The 14,563-nt window shown below is 61.9% G+C and carries 17 protein-coding genes; 12 read left to right on the top strand and 5 right to left on the bottom strand.

Annotated elements, in window-relative coordinates; all coding sequences use genetic code 11:
• Positions 1-13: 13 nt before the first annotated feature.
• Entirely contained in the window at positions 14-181 is a 168-nt protein-coding gene (locus QQJ98_RS03605; protein WP_284323963.1) for a hypothetical protein, read from the top strand.
• Between the two features lie 105 nt (positions 182-286).
• On the opposite strand, the gene QQJ98_RS03600 is transcribed toward QQJ98_RS03605, so the two are convergent.
• On the bottom strand, positions 287-925 hold the full coding sequence (locus QQJ98_RS03600; protein ID WP_284323962.1) for a ribonuclease T2 family protein: 639 nt from the start codon (positions 923-925) through the stop codon (positions 287-289).
• A 179-nt stretch (positions 926-1,104) separates the two neighbouring features.
• On the opposite strand from QQJ98_RS03600, the gene QQJ98_RS03595 reads away from it, so the two are divergent.
• Complete coding sequence (locus QQJ98_RS03595; protein WP_284323961.1) at positions 1,105-1,857, top strand: DUF1013 domain-containing protein; 753 nt, start codon at positions 1,105-1,107, stop codon at positions 1,855-1,857.
• 135 nt (positions 1,858-1,992) lie between these two features.
• Here the strand turns inward: QQJ98_RS03595 and QQJ98_RS03590 are convergent, their stop codons facing one another.
• Positions 1,993-2,841 carry a universal stress protein gene (locus QQJ98_RS03590; RefSeq protein WP_284323960.1) on the bottom strand — a complete coding sequence of 283 codons (849 nt, stop codon included), beginning with the start codon at positions 2,839-2,841 and terminating at the stop codon, positions 1,993-1,995.
• A 241-nt stretch (positions 2,842-3,082) separates the two neighbouring features.
• Here QQJ98_RS03590 and ccoN point away from each other — a divergent pair, with 241 nt between their 5' ends.
• From ccoN to ccoP, 4 genes are read left to right on the top strand one after another with little or no spacing between them, the layout of a single operon-like run.
• Entirely contained in the window at positions 3,083-4,690 is a 1,608-nt protein-coding gene (gene ccoN, locus QQJ98_RS03585) for a cytochrome-c oxidase, cbb3-type subunit I (protein WP_284323959.1), read from the top strand.
• Between the two features lie 9 nt (positions 4,691-4,699).
• Positions 4,700-5,425: a cytochrome-c oxidase, cbb3-type subunit II gene (ccoO, locus tag QQJ98_RS03580; RefSeq protein WP_284323958.1), complete on the top strand. Its 726-nt coding sequence runs from the start codon at positions 4,700-4,702 to the stop codon at positions 5,423-5,425.
• 9 nt (positions 5,426-5,434) lie between these two features.
• Positions 5,435-5,626 (top strand): cbb3-type cytochrome c oxidase subunit 3, encoded by a 192-nt coding sequence (locus QQJ98_RS03575; protein ID WP_284323957.1) that lies wholly within the window; start codon positions 5,435-5,437, stop codon positions 5,624-5,626.
• A 3-nt stretch (positions 5,627-5,629) separates the two neighbouring features.
• On the top strand, positions 5,630-6,508 hold the full coding sequence (gene ccoP / locus QQJ98_RS03570) for a cytochrome-c oxidase, cbb3-type subunit III (protein WP_284323956.1): 879 nt from the start codon (positions 5,630-5,632) through the stop codon (positions 6,506-6,508).
• Between the two features lie 174 nt (positions 6,509-6,682).
• On the opposite strand, the gene QQJ98_RS03565 is transcribed toward ccoP, so the two are convergent.
• Complete coding sequence (locus QQJ98_RS03565; RefSeq protein ID WP_284323955.1) at positions 6,683-6,832, bottom strand: hypothetical protein; 150 nt, start codon at positions 6,830-6,832, stop codon at positions 6,683-6,685.
• Between the two features lie 94 nt (positions 6,833-6,926).
• On the opposite strand from QQJ98_RS03565, the gene QQJ98_RS03560 reads away from it, so the two are divergent.
• From QQJ98_RS03560 to ccoS, 5 genes are all read left to right on the top strand, one after another.
• Positions 6,927-7,814 (top strand): LysR family transcriptional regulator, encoded by an 888-nt coding sequence (locus tag QQJ98_RS03560; RefSeq protein WP_284323954.1) that lies wholly within the window; start codon positions 6,927-6,929, stop codon positions 7,812-7,814.
• Positions 7,815-7,904: 90 nt separating this feature from the next.
• Positions 7,905-9,356, top strand: coding sequence for a cytochrome c oxidase accessory protein CcoG (gene ccoG / locus QQJ98_RS03555; protein WP_284323953.1), 1,452 nt, complete (start codon positions 7,905-7,907; stop codon positions 9,354-9,356).
• Positions 9,357-9,824, top strand: coding sequence for a FixH family protein (locus QQJ98_RS03550; protein ID WP_284323952.1), 468 nt, complete (start codon positions 9,357-9,359; stop codon positions 9,822-9,824).
• Between the two features lie 3 nt (positions 9,825-9,827).
• Positions 9,828-12,011, top strand: a complete 2,184-nt coding sequence (locus QQJ98_RS03545) for a heavy metal translocating P-type ATPase (protein WP_284323951.1) — start codon at positions 9,828-9,830, stop codon at positions 12,009-12,011.
• Positions 12,011-12,169 carry a cbb3-type cytochrome oxidase assembly protein CcoS gene (gene ccoS / locus QQJ98_RS03540; protein WP_284324586.1) on the top strand — a complete coding sequence of 53 codons (159 nt, stop codon included), beginning with the start codon at positions 12,011-12,013 and terminating at the stop codon, positions 12,167-12,169. The genes QQJ98_RS03545 and ccoS overlap by 1 nt, the downstream gene beginning before the upstream one ends.
• Before the next feature lie 91 nt (positions 12,170-12,260).
• On the opposite strand, the gene QQJ98_RS03535 is transcribed toward ccoS, so the two are convergent.
• The gene (locus tag QQJ98_RS03535; protein ID WP_284323950.1) at positions 12,261-12,815 is read right to left on the bottom strand and encodes a YqgE/AlgH family protein; all 555 of its coding nucleotides are present in this window, start codon (positions 12,813-12,815) and stop codon (positions 12,261-12,263) included.
• A 132-nt stretch (positions 12,816-12,947) separates the two neighbouring features.
• Here QQJ98_RS03535 and QQJ98_RS03530 point away from each other — a divergent pair, with 132 nt between their 5' ends.
• Positions 12,948-13,733, top strand: coding sequence for a protein-disulfide reductase DsbD domain-containing protein (locus QQJ98_RS03530; protein WP_284323949.1), 786 nt, complete (start codon positions 12,948-12,950; stop codon positions 13,731-13,733).
• A 198-nt stretch (positions 13,734-13,931) separates the two neighbouring features.
• Here QQJ98_RS03530 and QQJ98_RS03525 read toward each other — a convergent pair.
• Positions 13,932-14,563 (bottom strand): uracil-DNA glycosylase (locus tag QQJ98_RS03525; RefSeq protein ID WP_284323948.1); only part of this gene is annotated, 632 nt, incomplete at its 5' end.

Below are 14,563 nucleotides of genomic sequence, written 5' to 3'. Positions count from 1 at the left end.
GTGAGGATTTACGATGGATTATGGCAAATCGGGCAATCCCAAAGCCGACAAGAACGAGCCGCAGCGCAAGGTTGGCAAGAAGGGGCTTGGTGCCGAGCGTTCGGCGACGGGCGGCAAGGCCAGCAAGGAAGAATTGGTGGCACGCATGAAGGCAGCGGCGGCGGCCAAGGCGGTCAAATAAGCGTCGCTGTAGGCCGAACCCGCTCGCACGCCGCCCCGGACTTGATCCGGGGCCTCTGGGCTGCGGGAACGGGCCTCGGATCAAGTCCGGGGCGGCAAGTGGGTGTCAACGCACAGCGTCCAGGCCCGCGTCTTTCAGGCTGCAGTCTTTGATCGTGTCGGCACCGCAGCGGCGCGGCTCCAGGTCTTTGGTCAAGCAGATCCGCAGTTCCTGGATCATGCCGGATTTGCAGGTGACGGTCATTTGATCGCGGGCGATGCCGGGGTTCGATTCGAAAAACGCATCCTCGATCACCGCAGCAGGGACACGCAAATCCTTGCTGATCTTGGCGAAAATCGGCGGGATCACCACGGCTTGGTAGGCTTTGCGCATGGTGCTGTAGTAGGATTTTGCCGACAGCCCCGAGCAGCGGCCATGCTTTTTCCACTCGTAGAACGCCAGCCCTGCGCCGCCCATGATATCGGCCATCTGCGCGGAATCGCTGCGGTTTGGGTCGGTGTGCACGGTTCGGCAATCGGACGGGTAGCCGCGTTCATATTGCGGCCAAAGCCCGTGCAGCGTCCAGGTCAGACCGCGCCCTGCGTCGCATTGCGGGTCGCGGCGGGCGTCCCCGGTCAGCGCGCACCAGTTTGATGACCAGCCCAACGACATCACATAATAATCAAAATCACCGGCCTTTTCGCCTTGGGCTTGTGCGGCAGAGCCTATAAATATTGCTGTGAACACCAACCAAGCCAGACGCATTACCACTTTCCCTTTACGACAAACCGCAGTATATGGGCCAAGATTTCCCTGAAAACGAAAACTTCGCGGCCTCGGTCGCAGCCGTTTTCCCGGCTCGGGGAAGATTTGTAAAGTCCCGTCTGTCTGCGGGCAAATGTTGACCCGCCCGTGTAGACGGGCAGATGCTGAAAGGATTTCCGATGTCGAAGCCTTTGATGTCCAAAGCGACCGCCGTTTGGCTGGTGGACAATACCACGCTGACCTTCCGTCAGGTGGCAGAGTTCTGCGGGATGCACGAATTGGAAGTGCAGGGCATTGCCGATGGCGATGTGGCGACCGGGGTGAAGGGATTCGATCCGGTTGGCAACAACCAGCTGGATGCGATCGAGATTGAGCGCGGCCAGAAAGATCCGCTGTACAAGCTGAAGTTGAAGTTCAACGCCAGCGCCGTCGGCGAGGAAAAGCGCCGCGGGCCGCGTTATACGCCTTTGTCCAAGCGTCAGGATCGTCCGGCCTCCATCCTGTGGCTCGTCAAGTTCCACCCGGAATTGTCGGACGGCGCGATTGGCAAGCTGGTCGGCACCACCAAGCCGACGATTGCCGCGATCCGTGAGCGGACGCATTGGAACATCAACAACATCACCGCGATTGATCCGGTGGCTTTGGGGCTGTGCAAGCAATCCGAACTGGACGCTGCGGTGCAGATCGCTGTGCGCAAGAAAGCGGCGGAAGGCGGGGTGATGTCGGATGATGAGCGGCGCAAGCTGGTCTCGACCGAGCAATCCTTGGGCATGGATACCGAGGCCAAGATGCCGTCGGGTCTGGGCGCGCTGGCACAGTTCAGCCGCGATGAGCAGGAAGAAAAGCCGGCAGATTTCTCGGATGCTGACAGCTTTTTCAACTTGCCGCATGGCGATGATGACGAGGAAGAGGACGACGATATCCGTCGTTGAGCTTTTGGCGCAAGCAGCCTGAAACGGCACAGAAATGAAAACCCCGGCCCTTAATAGGCCGGGGTTTTGTTTTGCCGCCGGGCGTGAAGCGCCGGGGGTAAAATCGGGGGCGTGAAATCAGGGGTGAAGCTGGCGTCAATGCGCCATCAGCACCGGCACCGCTGCGGCTTCCAGCATGCTGCGGGTGGCACCGCCCAAGATCGCCTCGCGCAGGCGCGAATGGCCGTAAGCCCCCATCACCAAGAGATCGGCATTCAGATCGCGGGCCTGCTGGTTCAACACATCAGAAACCTGCGGCAAGCTGCGCGCCAGAACCGAGATTTCGGCATGGACACCGTGGCGGGTCAGCATCTGGCACAGCATGGTGCCGGGCTCGGGCCGGGTTTCGGATTGGCTTGGCGGGTCGATCAACGTGATGGTGACGCTGTCGGCGGCTTTCAGGAACGGCAAGGCGCGGCGCACGGCGGTCAGGGCTTCGGTGCTGCGGTTCCATGCGATGATTATGCGTTTGGGCTGGATGTTCTCGGCCAGACCCGTGGCGGGCAGCACAAGAACCGGGGCTTTGGCCTCAAACAGGGCCGCTTCGACTGCAGCTTCGGCTTCCGCACCAACGGCGTCGCCGTAAGGAAGCGGCTGCACCACCAGATCGGCAAAGCGGGCGCGTGCGGCAACAACATCGGTCAAAGCACCCAGTTGGGTGATCACGGTTTCCAAGCCATAGCGCAGGTCGGCGCCTTCGACGGCAAGGGCGGCGCGGGCCTCAAGCTCCAATGCCGCGGAATCTGCCTCGGCGGTGTCGATGCCGACCTGCATGATCACGGCGCCGGTGCCGATGTAGGAATAGCCCATTTGGGTGCGGTCGACCCCCAGCACCAGCACATCAAGATGGGCGTCTTGCTGGCGGGCGAGTTTCGCCGCCGCACTGATCGACAGCTTGGCTTGTGCGGGGTTGGTGAGAACGGTCAGAATGGTTTTGTAGCCCATCACAGAATCTCCCTTTGCGGTGGTGTTCCGGTGCGACGATGCACTGTGGCGCGCGTGCGCCGCTTTGACCCTGATCAAACGCGCCAACAAAACTCTGGTTCCCTGCTTTTGCCCCCGGGTTCTTGACATGGATCAAGGCCGCTTGCCGCGCGCTTGGGCAAAAGAGCGCAGTCGAGGGCGCTGTGCGCCTGATTTGTCGCATGCGCTGCGGTGCTGCGGGGCACAGCCGAAAGGGTGCGGAATGTGGGATTATATTAAACTGATTGTGCTGGGGATCAGCGCGGTTCTGGCGGCGATTGCAGCCAATTTCGCGCATGATCTGGCCTATATGGTCAATGCCTGGGTGGTGATGCTGGCGGCTGCGGCGGCCTTTGTCTGGGAGATCCGTCATGTCGGAGAGCCCAGATTGCATCCGGCGGATGAATATATGGATGGCGTGGTGCGCGCCGGGGTGATTGCGACGACGTTCTGGGGGATTGTCGGCTTTCTGGTTGGCGTGGTGATCGCGTTTCAGCTGGCGTTTCCGGCGCTGAACCTGGGCAATATCACCGATGGTGTGCTGAACTTTGGCCGCCTGCGCCCGCTGCACACCAGCGCCGTGATCTTTGCCTTTGGCGGCAACGCGTTGATCATGTCAGCCTTCTACATCGTGCAGCGCACCTGTGGCACAAGGCTGTGGGGCGGCAATCTGGCGTGGTTCGTGTTCTGGGGCTGGCAGTTGATGATCGTGCTGGCAGCGACGTCTTATGTCACCGGCGGCACGCAGGGCAAAGAATATGCCGAGACGGTGTGGTACATCGACATCGTGATAACGGTGGTTTGGGTGGCGTTCCTTCTTGTGTTCATCGGCACGCTTTGGCAGCGCCGCGAACCGCATATCTATGTCGCCAACTGGTTCCTGCTCAGCATGATCATCACCGTGGCCATGCTGCATCTGGTCAACAACATGGCGATCCCTGTCAGCATCCTGTCTTCGCAATCAGTGCCGGTGTTTTCCGGCGTGCAAGATGCGATGACGCAATGGTGGTATGGCCATAATGCGGTCGGCTTTTTCCTGACGGCGGGCTTTCTGGGCATGATGTATTACTTCGTCCCCAAACAGGTGGAGCGTCCGGTCTACAGCTACAAGCTGTCGATCATTCACTTTTGGGCACTGATCTTCCTGTATATCTGGGCCGGGCCGCACCATTTGCACTACACGGCTTTGCCGGAATGGGCGGGGACGTTGGGCATGGTGTTCTCAATCATCCTGTGGATGCCCAGCTGGGGCGGCATGATCAACGGGCTGATGACGCTTTCAGGCGCTTGGGACAAGCTGCGCACCGATCCTGTGGTGCGGATGATGGTTGTGTCGATCGGGTTCTACGGCATGTCGACCTTTGAAGGCCCGGTGATGAGCATCAAGGCGGTCAACAGCCTAAGCCATTACACCGATTGGACCATTGGCCATGTTCACTCCGGCGCTTTGGGCTGGAACGGCATGATCACCTTTGGCGCTTTGTATTTCCTGACGCCAAGGCTTTGGAACCGCAGCGGTCTTTACAGCCTCAAGCTGGTCAGCTGGCACTTCTGGCTCGCGACAATTGGCATCGTGCTTTACGCGGCCTCGATGTGGGTGTCGGGCATCATGGAAGGGCTGATGTGGCGCGAGGTTGACGCCAACGGCTTCTTGGTCAACGCGTTCTCCGACACGGTGGCGGCGAAGTTCCCGATGTATGTGGTGCGCGGCTTGGGCGGTGGCATGTTCCTGCTGGGCGCGCTGATCATGGCTTACAATTTGTGGATGACGGTGCGCGGCCAAGAGGCGCGGGCCCCACAGAACGCCAATAATTTGGTTCCGGCGGAATAGGGGGCAGCGATGGCTTTTCTGGACAAACACAAGAAGATCGAAACCCATGCAACGCTGCTGTTGGTTCTCAGCCTGCTGGTGGTCAGCATCGGCGGCATCGTGGAAATCGCCCCGTTGTTCTATCTGCAGAACACGATTGAAAAGGTGGAAGGCGTGCGACCCTACACGCCGCTGGAACTTGCGGGGCGGGATATCTACATCCGCGAGGGCTGTTACAACTGCCACAGCCAGATGATCCGCCCGATGCGCGACGAAGTGGAGCGTTACGGCCATTACAGCCTCGCCGCCGAGTCCATGTATGACCACCCGTTTCAATGGGGATCAAAGCGCACCGGGCCGGATCTGGCGCGGGTGGGCGGCAAATACTCTGACGCCTGGCATGTGGATCACTTGATCGACCCGCAGGCGGTGGTGCCGGAATCGGTGATGCCGAAGTATAATTTCCTGTCAGATGCCGAGATTGATGGCCGCTATATCGCCGACATCATGGCGGTGCATCGGATGGTCGGCGTGCCTTACACCGATGATGACATGGCCAATGCAAAGGCGGATTTCGCAGCGCAAGCCGACCCGAACGCCGATAGCGCGGGGCTGGAAGAGCGCTATGGCAAGGTTGTGGTGTCGAATTTCGATGGCCAGCCTGCACTGACCGAGATGGATGCGCTGGTGGCCTATTTGCAAGTGTTGGGCACGATGGTCGATTTCTCGACCTTTATTCCCGACCCGAAGCGCTAGGGGGTGGGCATGGATACCTATTCTTTGCTGCGCGAATTTGCCGACAGCTGGGTGCTGTTGTTCCTGACCTTGGTGTTTCTGGCGGTGTTTGTCTGGGCGTGGCGGCCCGGATCGCGGGCCACGCATGATGATATCGCCCAGTCCATCTTTCGCCATGATCTGAAACCTGCGGCCGTCGCGTCGCAAACCAAGGAGGCGTAAGCCATGTGCGCCAAGCAAGTGAAACCGGCGGCCAAAGATGTGCCGACGACAGGGCATGTCTGGGACGGTATTCAGGAATATGACAATCCGATGCCGCGCTGGTGGCTGTGGGTGTTGTATCTGACGATCCTCTGGGGTGTGGCTTATACCATCGCCTATCCGGCTTGGCCGTTGATCTCGGGGCATACCCAAGGTTTGATCGGATCGGATCAGCGGGCCGATGTGGCGGCAGAGATTCAGCGGTTTGATGATGCCAATGCCGGGATCAAGGCCAAGCTGGTGGCGGCAGATCTGGCGGCTATTCCCACGCAGGACGAGCTGAAAACCTTCGCGGTTTCCGCCGGGGCGTCGGTGTTCAAGAATAACTGCGCGCAATGTCATGGTGCGGGGGCGGCGGGGGTGCAGGGCAAGGGCTATCCAAACCTTCTGGACAATGATTGGCTGTGGGGCGGTGATATGGCGGCGATCCATGCAACGGTGACGCATGGCATCAGGAACAGCGCCGACGAAGATGCGCGCTATAGCCAGATGCCAGCGTTTGGCGTGGATGGGATTCTGGAAAAGCCGCAGATCGCCGAAGTGGTGCAATTTGTGCGGCGCATCTCGGGTCAGGATTTTGACGCCGCGTTGGCTGCGTCGGGGGTCACGGTCTTCGCCGATAACTGCGCGTCATGTCATGGCGAGGCGGGCAAGGGCGACCGCACACAGGGTGCCCCTGATCTGACCGATGCGATCTGGCTTTATGGCGGCGATGTGGCGACCTTGACGGAAACCGTCAGCAAAGCCCGCTTCGGCGTGATGCCCGCTTGGGGGGATAAGCTGTCCGAGGATGAAATCCGCGCGGTGGCGGTCTATGTGCACAGTCTGGGCGGTGGAGAGTAACCCTATCGGCACGACACATCCCGAAATCTCAAAAGCCCGTGGCAGATCGCGCCACGGGCTTTTGGCTGTTTTGGTCATCCTCTCTGTCTAAATATCCCCGCCGGAGGCATCCTCCCTATGCGTAGTGAGCCTCCGGCGGGGATATTTAGACAGAGAGGATGACCAAGCGCCCCTTCAATCCCCAGACCCGTCGCGGGGCAGGGTGGTGCGGCCTTGCCAGAAATACTCTTCCTCCCAACGGCGCTGAGCGGCGATTCTTTCACGGCTGCTGCGGGTGTCGGTGCGGGTGGCATAGCCGAAGGCGGCGGCAAGAATTCCTAACATGATGATCTCCTGATGTTGCTTGATGCTGGTAATATCTGCCATGATTGCGCAGGTTTCCACACAGCAAGCTTTTTTCCATGTAAGGTGGGGTTTCATGAACGAATGGCGGCATATGCCTCCGCTTTCGGCACTGCGGGCGTTCTCGGCTTTTGCGCAGGCGGGCGGGGTAGAGGAAGCGGGCGCGCGGATTGGCGTGACCCATGCCGCGATCAGTCAGCAGATCCGGGGGCTTGAGGCGCATCTGGGCTTGGTTTTGGTGGAACGTGGCGGGCGGCGGTTAAGTCTGACAGCCGAGGGGCGGCGGTTGGCGGAAACCTTGCAGGGCAGTTTTGCCGCGATTGCCAGCACGATCGCTGAATTGACCGGGGCGGATGCGGCGCGGGTGTTGCGGATCACCACCACTTCGACCTTTGCCAGTGGCTGGCTGTTGCCGCGTTTGGCGGATTTCCGGGCGCGGCATCCGGCGATTGATCTGGTGATCGACCCGACCTCTGAGTCGCGCGATATTGGCCGCGAGGCGGATCTGGGCATCCGCTATGGCAATGGCGATTGGCCGGGGCTGGTGGCAAAGCTGGTGTTGCGGGCCGGGGTTGTGGTGGTGGCTGCGCCCAAACTGGTGCCTGATGGCGCGCCATCCTCGTTGGCTGATCTGGCGAAACTGCCGTGGTTGCAAGAGTTGGGCACGTCGGAAGCGACGGCGTTCTTGCAGCGGCATGGGCTACAGCGCGATCAGGGTGTGGGCATGACCACGATGCCGGGCACTTTGCTGTTGGATGCGGCGCGGGATGGGCATGGCGTGGCCATCGCAGTGCGCACCTTTATGGAGGCCGATCTGGCCGCTGGACGGCTGCGCTTGCTGCATGAGGATCATGGCCGCGAGGGCTATTTCATGGTGACGCGGTCGGGGATGCTGCGGCCATCCTTGCAGCTGTTTTGCGATTGGGTCTTGAAGCAGGCAAGCGGGCGCGGGGCTGTTGGCTGACAAACTGTCGCAGGGTTTATTGATACAGGTCAAAGTCTGACGCGCAGGATCGGCGCATAGCGGGCGCAACGCCAGCCATCCGAGAACCCCGTGCAAAGCCCTGATGTCCCACCGCCCAGCCTGTATGCCGCCCGCGAGCCGATCTTTCCGCGCCGGGTGAAAGGCACGTTTCGCAGCTTGAAATGGGCGTTGATGGGGCTGATGCTGGCGATCTACTACGTCACGCCGTGGCTGCGCTGGGATCGTGGGCCAAGCCTGCCGGATCAGGCGGTGCTGGTCGATCTGGCGCATCGGCGGTTCTTTTTCTTCATGATCGAGATTTGGCCCTACGAATTCTATTTCGTCGCGGGCCTTTTGATCATGGCGGGGTTGGGGCTGTTCTTGTTCACCAGCGCCGCAGGGCGGGTTTGGTGCGGTTATGCCTGTCCGCAGACGGTCTGGACTGATCTTTACATTCTGGTGGAGCGTTGGATTGAGGGCGACCGCAATGCGCGGCTGCGGCTGCATCGGCAAGCTTGGGATCTGGAAAAGGCGCGCAAGCGGCTGTTGAAATGGGCGGTCTGGTTGCTGATTGGTTTGGCCACCGGCGGGGCTTGGGTCTTCTATTTCACCGATGCGCCGACTTTGGCGGCCAATCTGATTCAGGGCACAGCGCATCCGGTGGCCTATACCACGATGGCTATTCTGACCGCGACGACCTTTGTGTTTGGCGGCTTTGCGCGCGAGCAGATCTGCATTTACGCCTGCCCGTGGCCACGGATTCAGGCGGCGATGGTTGATGAGGATACGCTGACGATTGGCTACCGCGACTGGCGTGGCGAGCCTCGGGGCAAGGCCAGTGTCGAAGGCCACGGCGATTGCATTGATTGTATGGCCTGCGTCAACGTCTGCCCGATGGGGATTGATATTCGGGACGGGCAGCAGATGGCCTGCATCACTTGCGGTTTGTGCATTGATGCCTGCAACGATGTGATGGCCAAGATCGACAAGCCGCTGAACCTGATCAGCTATATGGCTTTGACCGATGAGGTGCGCGAGCGTGCCGGAGCAGCGCCCAAGTCGATCTGGAGCCATGTGTTCCGGCCCAGAACCATGCTTTACGCGGTGCTATGGGCTGGGATCGGAGTGGCGCTGGTCGCGGCTTTGTTCCTGCGCGCCTCGATTGATGTGAATGTGACGCCGCTGCGCAATCCGCTGTTTGTGACGCTGTCGGATGGTGCGATCCGCAACACTTACGAGCTGCGGTTGCGCAACAAGCATGGCGAGGATCGTTGGTTCACCTTTGCTGCCACCTCGGATGCGGCGTTCGGGTTGGCGCTGGAGGGTGCGGCAGGGCTGAAGGTCTTGGTGCCTGCCAATGAAACCAAGACCCAGCGGCTGTTTGTGACGGCTGCTGCAGGGTCAAGTGCTGCGCAGGCCGCAAGGACTGATCTGCGGTTCTGGGTGCAGGATCTGGGAACACAAGCCAACCCAAGCAACGACCGCGTGCATTATGACAGTGTGTTCAATGGCCGGGGCGATATTGAAGGAAAGGCCGAATAGATGGCAGAAGCGCATGAAATCACTGGGCGGCATGTGCTGGCCTTTACCTTAGCAGCGTTTGGGCTGATCATCGCGGTGAATGTGCTGATGGCATACAAGGCGATCAGCACATTTCCGGGGTTGGAGGTGGCGAATTCTTACGTCGCAAGCCAAAGCTTTGACGCGGATCGGCGCGCGCAGCTGGCCTTGGGCTGGCAGGTTGCGCCCCGCTATGACGGCGCTGCAGGGGCGTTGAGCTTGGCCTTCACCGACGCGGCGGCCAAGCCGGTGGTGGTAGAGGCGCTGACGGTGCTGCTGGGGCGCGTGACCGAGGCGCGCGAGGATCAGACGCCGCAATTTGCCTACAAGGCCGGGGCCTATGTCGCCGCAGTGCAGCTGCAACCTGGCAAATGGATGCTGCATGTCACGGCGCGCTCCGGCGATGGCGTGCTGTTTCAGCAGCGCTTGAACCTGTTTGTGAAGGGCTAGGCGATGGCGGTGGTCGAGTTTGAACATGGCGGCTTGGTGGCGTGCCCGGCCTGCGTTGTGGTGCCTGCAGCGCGGGATTTGGCTGCGGTGGCGGCGGCGGGGCGGCTGATGTTGTCGCTGCCTGCGGCGCATTGCGCGGCCTGTATTTCAACCGTCGAGGGCGCATTGGCGGCGGTGCCGGGGGTGGCATCGTCGCGGGTCAATCTGACGATGAAGCGGGTGTCGGTCGAGGCCGCTGGCGTCAGCGCCGCCGATCTGGTCGCGGCCTTGGCGCGGGTGGGCTTTGAGGCGCATGAGCTGGACGCCGGGCTTTTGTCTGCCACCGAGACCGATCGGCAGGGCCGCGACCTGCTGATGCGGCTGGGGGTGGCGTTTTTTGCGATGATGAACGTGATGCTGCTATCGGTCGCGGTGTGGTCGGGGGCAGAGGGGGCGACGCGCGATATGTTCCACTGGATCTCGGCGGCGATTGCGGTGCCGACAGTGGTGTTCTGTGGCCAGCCGTTTTTCCGCTCGGCTGCCGCGGGGCTGCGTGTCGGGCGGTTTGGGATGGATTTTCCGATCTCGCTGGCTTTGGTGTTGGCGTCGATGATTTCGGTGTTTGAGACGATCAAATCGGGCCATCACGCCTATTTCGATGCCGCCGTGATGCTGTGCTTTTTCCTGCTGCTGGGGCGCTATCTGGATCATCGCACGCGGGCGGTGGCGCGGTCGGCTGCCGAGGAATTGGCGGCGTTGGAGGTGCCTCGGGCTATGGTGCTGGTGGAGGGCGTCGAGGTGGTGCGGGCGATTTCCGAGGTGGCGGCGGGCGATCTGGTGCGGGTGCGTCCGGGGGGGCGGATGCCGGTGGATGGGGTGGTGGAGGCGGGTGCATCAGAGGTGGATCGCAGTTTGCTGACCGGGGAAAGCCTGCCGGTATTTGTGGGGGCGGGCAGCACGGTGGCGGCGGGAGAGGTCAATCTGACCGGGCCCTTGACGCTGCGGGTGACGGCGGCGGGGCGTGATTCCAGTCTGCACCGGATGGCTGATCTGGTGGCGGTGGCTGAAGGTGCCAAGACGAAATACACGACGCTGGCGGAACGGGCGGCGCGATATTATTCGCCCTTGGTGCATCTGCTGTCGGCCTCTGCCTTTGGGTATTGGATGTGGGCGACGGCGGGTGATCTGCGCTTTGCGGTCAATATCTCGGCTGCGGTGCTGATCATCACCTGCCCCTGCGCCTTGGGATTGGCGGTGCCTGCGGTGGTCACTTCGGCCTCTGGGCGGCTGTTTCGCAAGGGGCTGCTGATCAAGCACGGCACGGCTTTGGAGCGGTTGGCCGAGGTTGACACGGTGGTGTTTGACAAGACCGGCACGCTGACTTTGGGCGCGCCCGAGGTGGTGGATCTGGCGGCGCATCCGGTGGGGTTGGTGGCGGTGGCGGCAGGGCTGGCGGCAGCATCGTCGCATCCGTTGGCGCAGGGATTGGCTGCGGCGGCGCGTGCGCAGGGCATTGCTGCGGCCGAGATTTCGGACCTGCGTGAGGTGCCGGGTTACGGCATCGAGGGCATCTGGCGGGGCGAGGTGGTGCGGTTGGGCCGCGCGGATTGGTGCGGGGCCGAGCCGCTGGCGGTGACGGCGACCTATCTGCGGGTGGGGGATGCGGTGCGTGGTTTTGGGTTTGCCGACCATCTGCGACCGGGGGCAGAGGCGGCGATTGCGGCGCTGAAAGCGCAGGGGCTGCGGATCAAGCTGATCTCGGGCGATGTTGAGGCGGCTGTGGCGGAGCTGGCGGCGCGGCTGGGGATTGCCGATTGGGTGGCGGGGGCTTTGCCTGCGCAAAAGCTGGCACTGGTGCGGGACTTGACCGAGGCGGGGCAGCGCGTGCTGATGGTTGGCGATGGGTTGAACGACACGGCGGCGCTGGCGGTGGCGCATGTCAGCATCTCACCCGCGACGGCGTTGGATGCGGCGCGCGTGGCGTCGGACATTGTGCTGCTGGGGCAGGATATGGCGGCGATTGGCGATGCGGTGCGGATCGCGCGGCAAGCGACGCGGCGGATGGTCGAGAATTTTGCGATCTCGGCGGGCTATAACGTGATCGCGGTGCCTTTGGCGTTGATTGGGTCGGCGACGCCCTTGGCTGCGGCTTTGGCGATGTCTTTGTCGTCGATTTCGGTGTCGCTGAATGCGATGAGGTTGAAGTGATGCAGATATTGTCGGTGCTTATTCCGGTGTCATTGGCTTTGGGCGGGGCCGGGCTGATCGGGTTTCTCTGGGCGCTGAGCAGCAGGCAGTTTGAGGATCCGTCGGGCGATGCCAATCGGATCTTGATGAAGGATTGGGACGAGCGGCCCAAGCGGTAAGCGAATTCCGCAGCGGAATTCGTGCACGATTTTCGGGGCGAAAATCGGTTGCGCTGTGTGGTCGTATCAGACGCGGCCGGGGGGGGGCGGTTCAGGCGCGGCCCGATGTGGCCGAGAGGCTGAGCGGCTCTATCCCCATGCCGCGCAGGGCGGCGGACCATTTGGTGCTGGCATCTTCGGCGAAGATCAGCGCCGCGCTGGGATCGACGGTCAGCCAGTCGTTGCGGGTGATCTCGGCCTCTAGCTGACCCGGACCCCAGCCGGAATACCCCAAGGCCAGCAGCGCTTTGTCAGGGCCTTGGCCTTGCGCCATCGCTTCCAGCACATCCAGCGTCGCGGTCATGCCGTAGCCGCCCTCGATCTGCAGGGTCGCCGGGCCGCCGATGTAATCGGGCGAGTGCAGCACAAAGCCGCGACCGCGTTCGACCGGGCCGCCGAAATGCACCGCGATCTTGCGGCTGTCTTCGCCCAGCGGGATTTTCAGATGTTCGAGCAGGCCAGAGAACGACATATCGGGCAGCGTTTTGTTGATGATCAGGCCCATCGCCCCTTCGGGCGTATGGGCGCAGACCAGAATAACGCTATGCTCGAACCGGGAATCCCCCATGCCGGGCATCGCCACCAATAGCTTTCCACACAGATCCATCGAATCGCGCCCCTTATCGAATCGCGCCCTTTGCTGCCGCTTGGCTTCAAGATGGGCAAAGCGGGATTTGGTTACAAGCCTCTCGCCGCATCGTGATTTCCCCAGAGGCGAGGCTTTGCTTATGACGGGGGCATGTGGAAAATTCTGATCGCCGCCCTTAGTTTCGCAGCGCCCGCTTGGGCGACCACGCAAGATGATGTCTTGCAGGCCGATCTGCTTCCCGGTTGGCAGATGCAGAACGGGCATCACATGGCGGGGTTGCGGTTGCAGTTGGCCCCCGATTGGAAAACCTATTGGCGCAGCCCCGGTGAGGCCGGGATTCCACCGCTGCTCAACTGGGCGGGATCGGTGAATGTGAAATCGGTGCGGGTGCATTGGCCGAGCCCGGTGGTGTTTCACACCAATGGCATGCAGACGATTGGCTATCATGACGGCGTGGTATTGCCGTTAGAGGTGGTGCCGTTGGATGCGTCCAAGCCTGTGAAGTTGCGCGCGGGCGTCGATCTGGGGGTGTGCAATCAGATCTGCATGCCTGCGGCGGTGCAATTGTCGGCGGTTTTGGATCAGGGCGGGCCGGATGCGTCGATCAAAGCCGCGTTGAAGGCGCAGCCTGCGGGCGCCAAGGCGGCGGGGTTGCGGGCGATTTCTTGTGAAGTCACGCCGATTGACGATGGCTTGCGGCTGACGGCGGTGCTGGATTTGCCGCAGCGCGGGGCCGAGACGGTGGTGTTTGAAACCGCCGATGCCAGCGTCTGGGTGGGTGAGGCTGTTGCTGTGCGCAAGGGCGGGCGGCTGACGGCGGCGGTGGATCTGGTGGCGCAGAGTGGTGCGCCATTCGCGCTGGACCGTTCGGGCGTGGTGGTGACCGTGTTGGGCGCGGGTGGGTCTGTCGAGATTGCAGGCTGCCCTGCGCCGTGAGGCTTGAGGGGCCCGTTTTGGTGGGGCTGCGGGATGCCTCCGGCGGGGATATTTTTGCAGAGAGGATGACCGAAGGGCGCTTTTGGTTGGCGCGGTTTCAGGGCTGTACTTGGGCCTAATTTTGTCCCAGCTGGGACAAATTTCTGTAGGATGTGGATTTGCATTTTCGGGCCACAATAGGTTGATGCGCTGGCTGGTTTAGCTGCGCAGTTTGGCCTGCAGCGACAGCAGGTCGGCCCAAGCCTCGCGCTTGGCGACCGGGTTGCGCAGCAGGTATGCCGGGTGGGTCATTGGCAGCACAGGCTTGCCGAGTGCTTCGGCCCAAGTGCCGCGCGCCCGCAAGATGCCTTTGGTGTTCAGGATGGTTTGCAACGGGGTATTGCCGACCAAGACGATCACATCGGGATTGATCAGGGCGATGTGGCGTTCCACAAACGGGCGCATCATGGCGATTTCCGCGGGCGAGGGGTCGCGGTTTTGCGGTGGACGCCATGGCAGGGTGTTGGTGATATAAAGCGCGGCTTCGGGGTCGGGCGCGCTGCGCGACAGGCCGATGGCGGCGAACATTTTGTCCAGAAGTTGCCCGGCGCGACCGACGAAGGGGCGGCCTTCGCGGTCTTCTTCGACGCCCGGTGCTTCGCCGAGGATCAGCACGCGGGCCTTGGGGTTGCCGTCGGCGAAGACCAGATTGCGCGCGCCGCGCTTGAGATCGCAATGCTCGAACGCTGCGATGGCTTCGCGCAGGGCTTCAAGGGTTTCACATTGGCTGGCTGCCGCGCGGGCCTCAAAGATTGCGGCGTCGGGGTTGGGGGCTTCGGGTTCTGGGGGCG

The sequence above is a fragment of the Cypionkella aquatica genome (assembly GCF_030161095.1).
GTDB lineage: Bacteria > Pseudomonadota > Alphaproteobacteria > Rhodobacterales > Rhodobacteraceae > Cypionkella > Cypionkella aquatica.
This window is presented reverse-complemented; position numbering and strand designations above follow the sequence as displayed.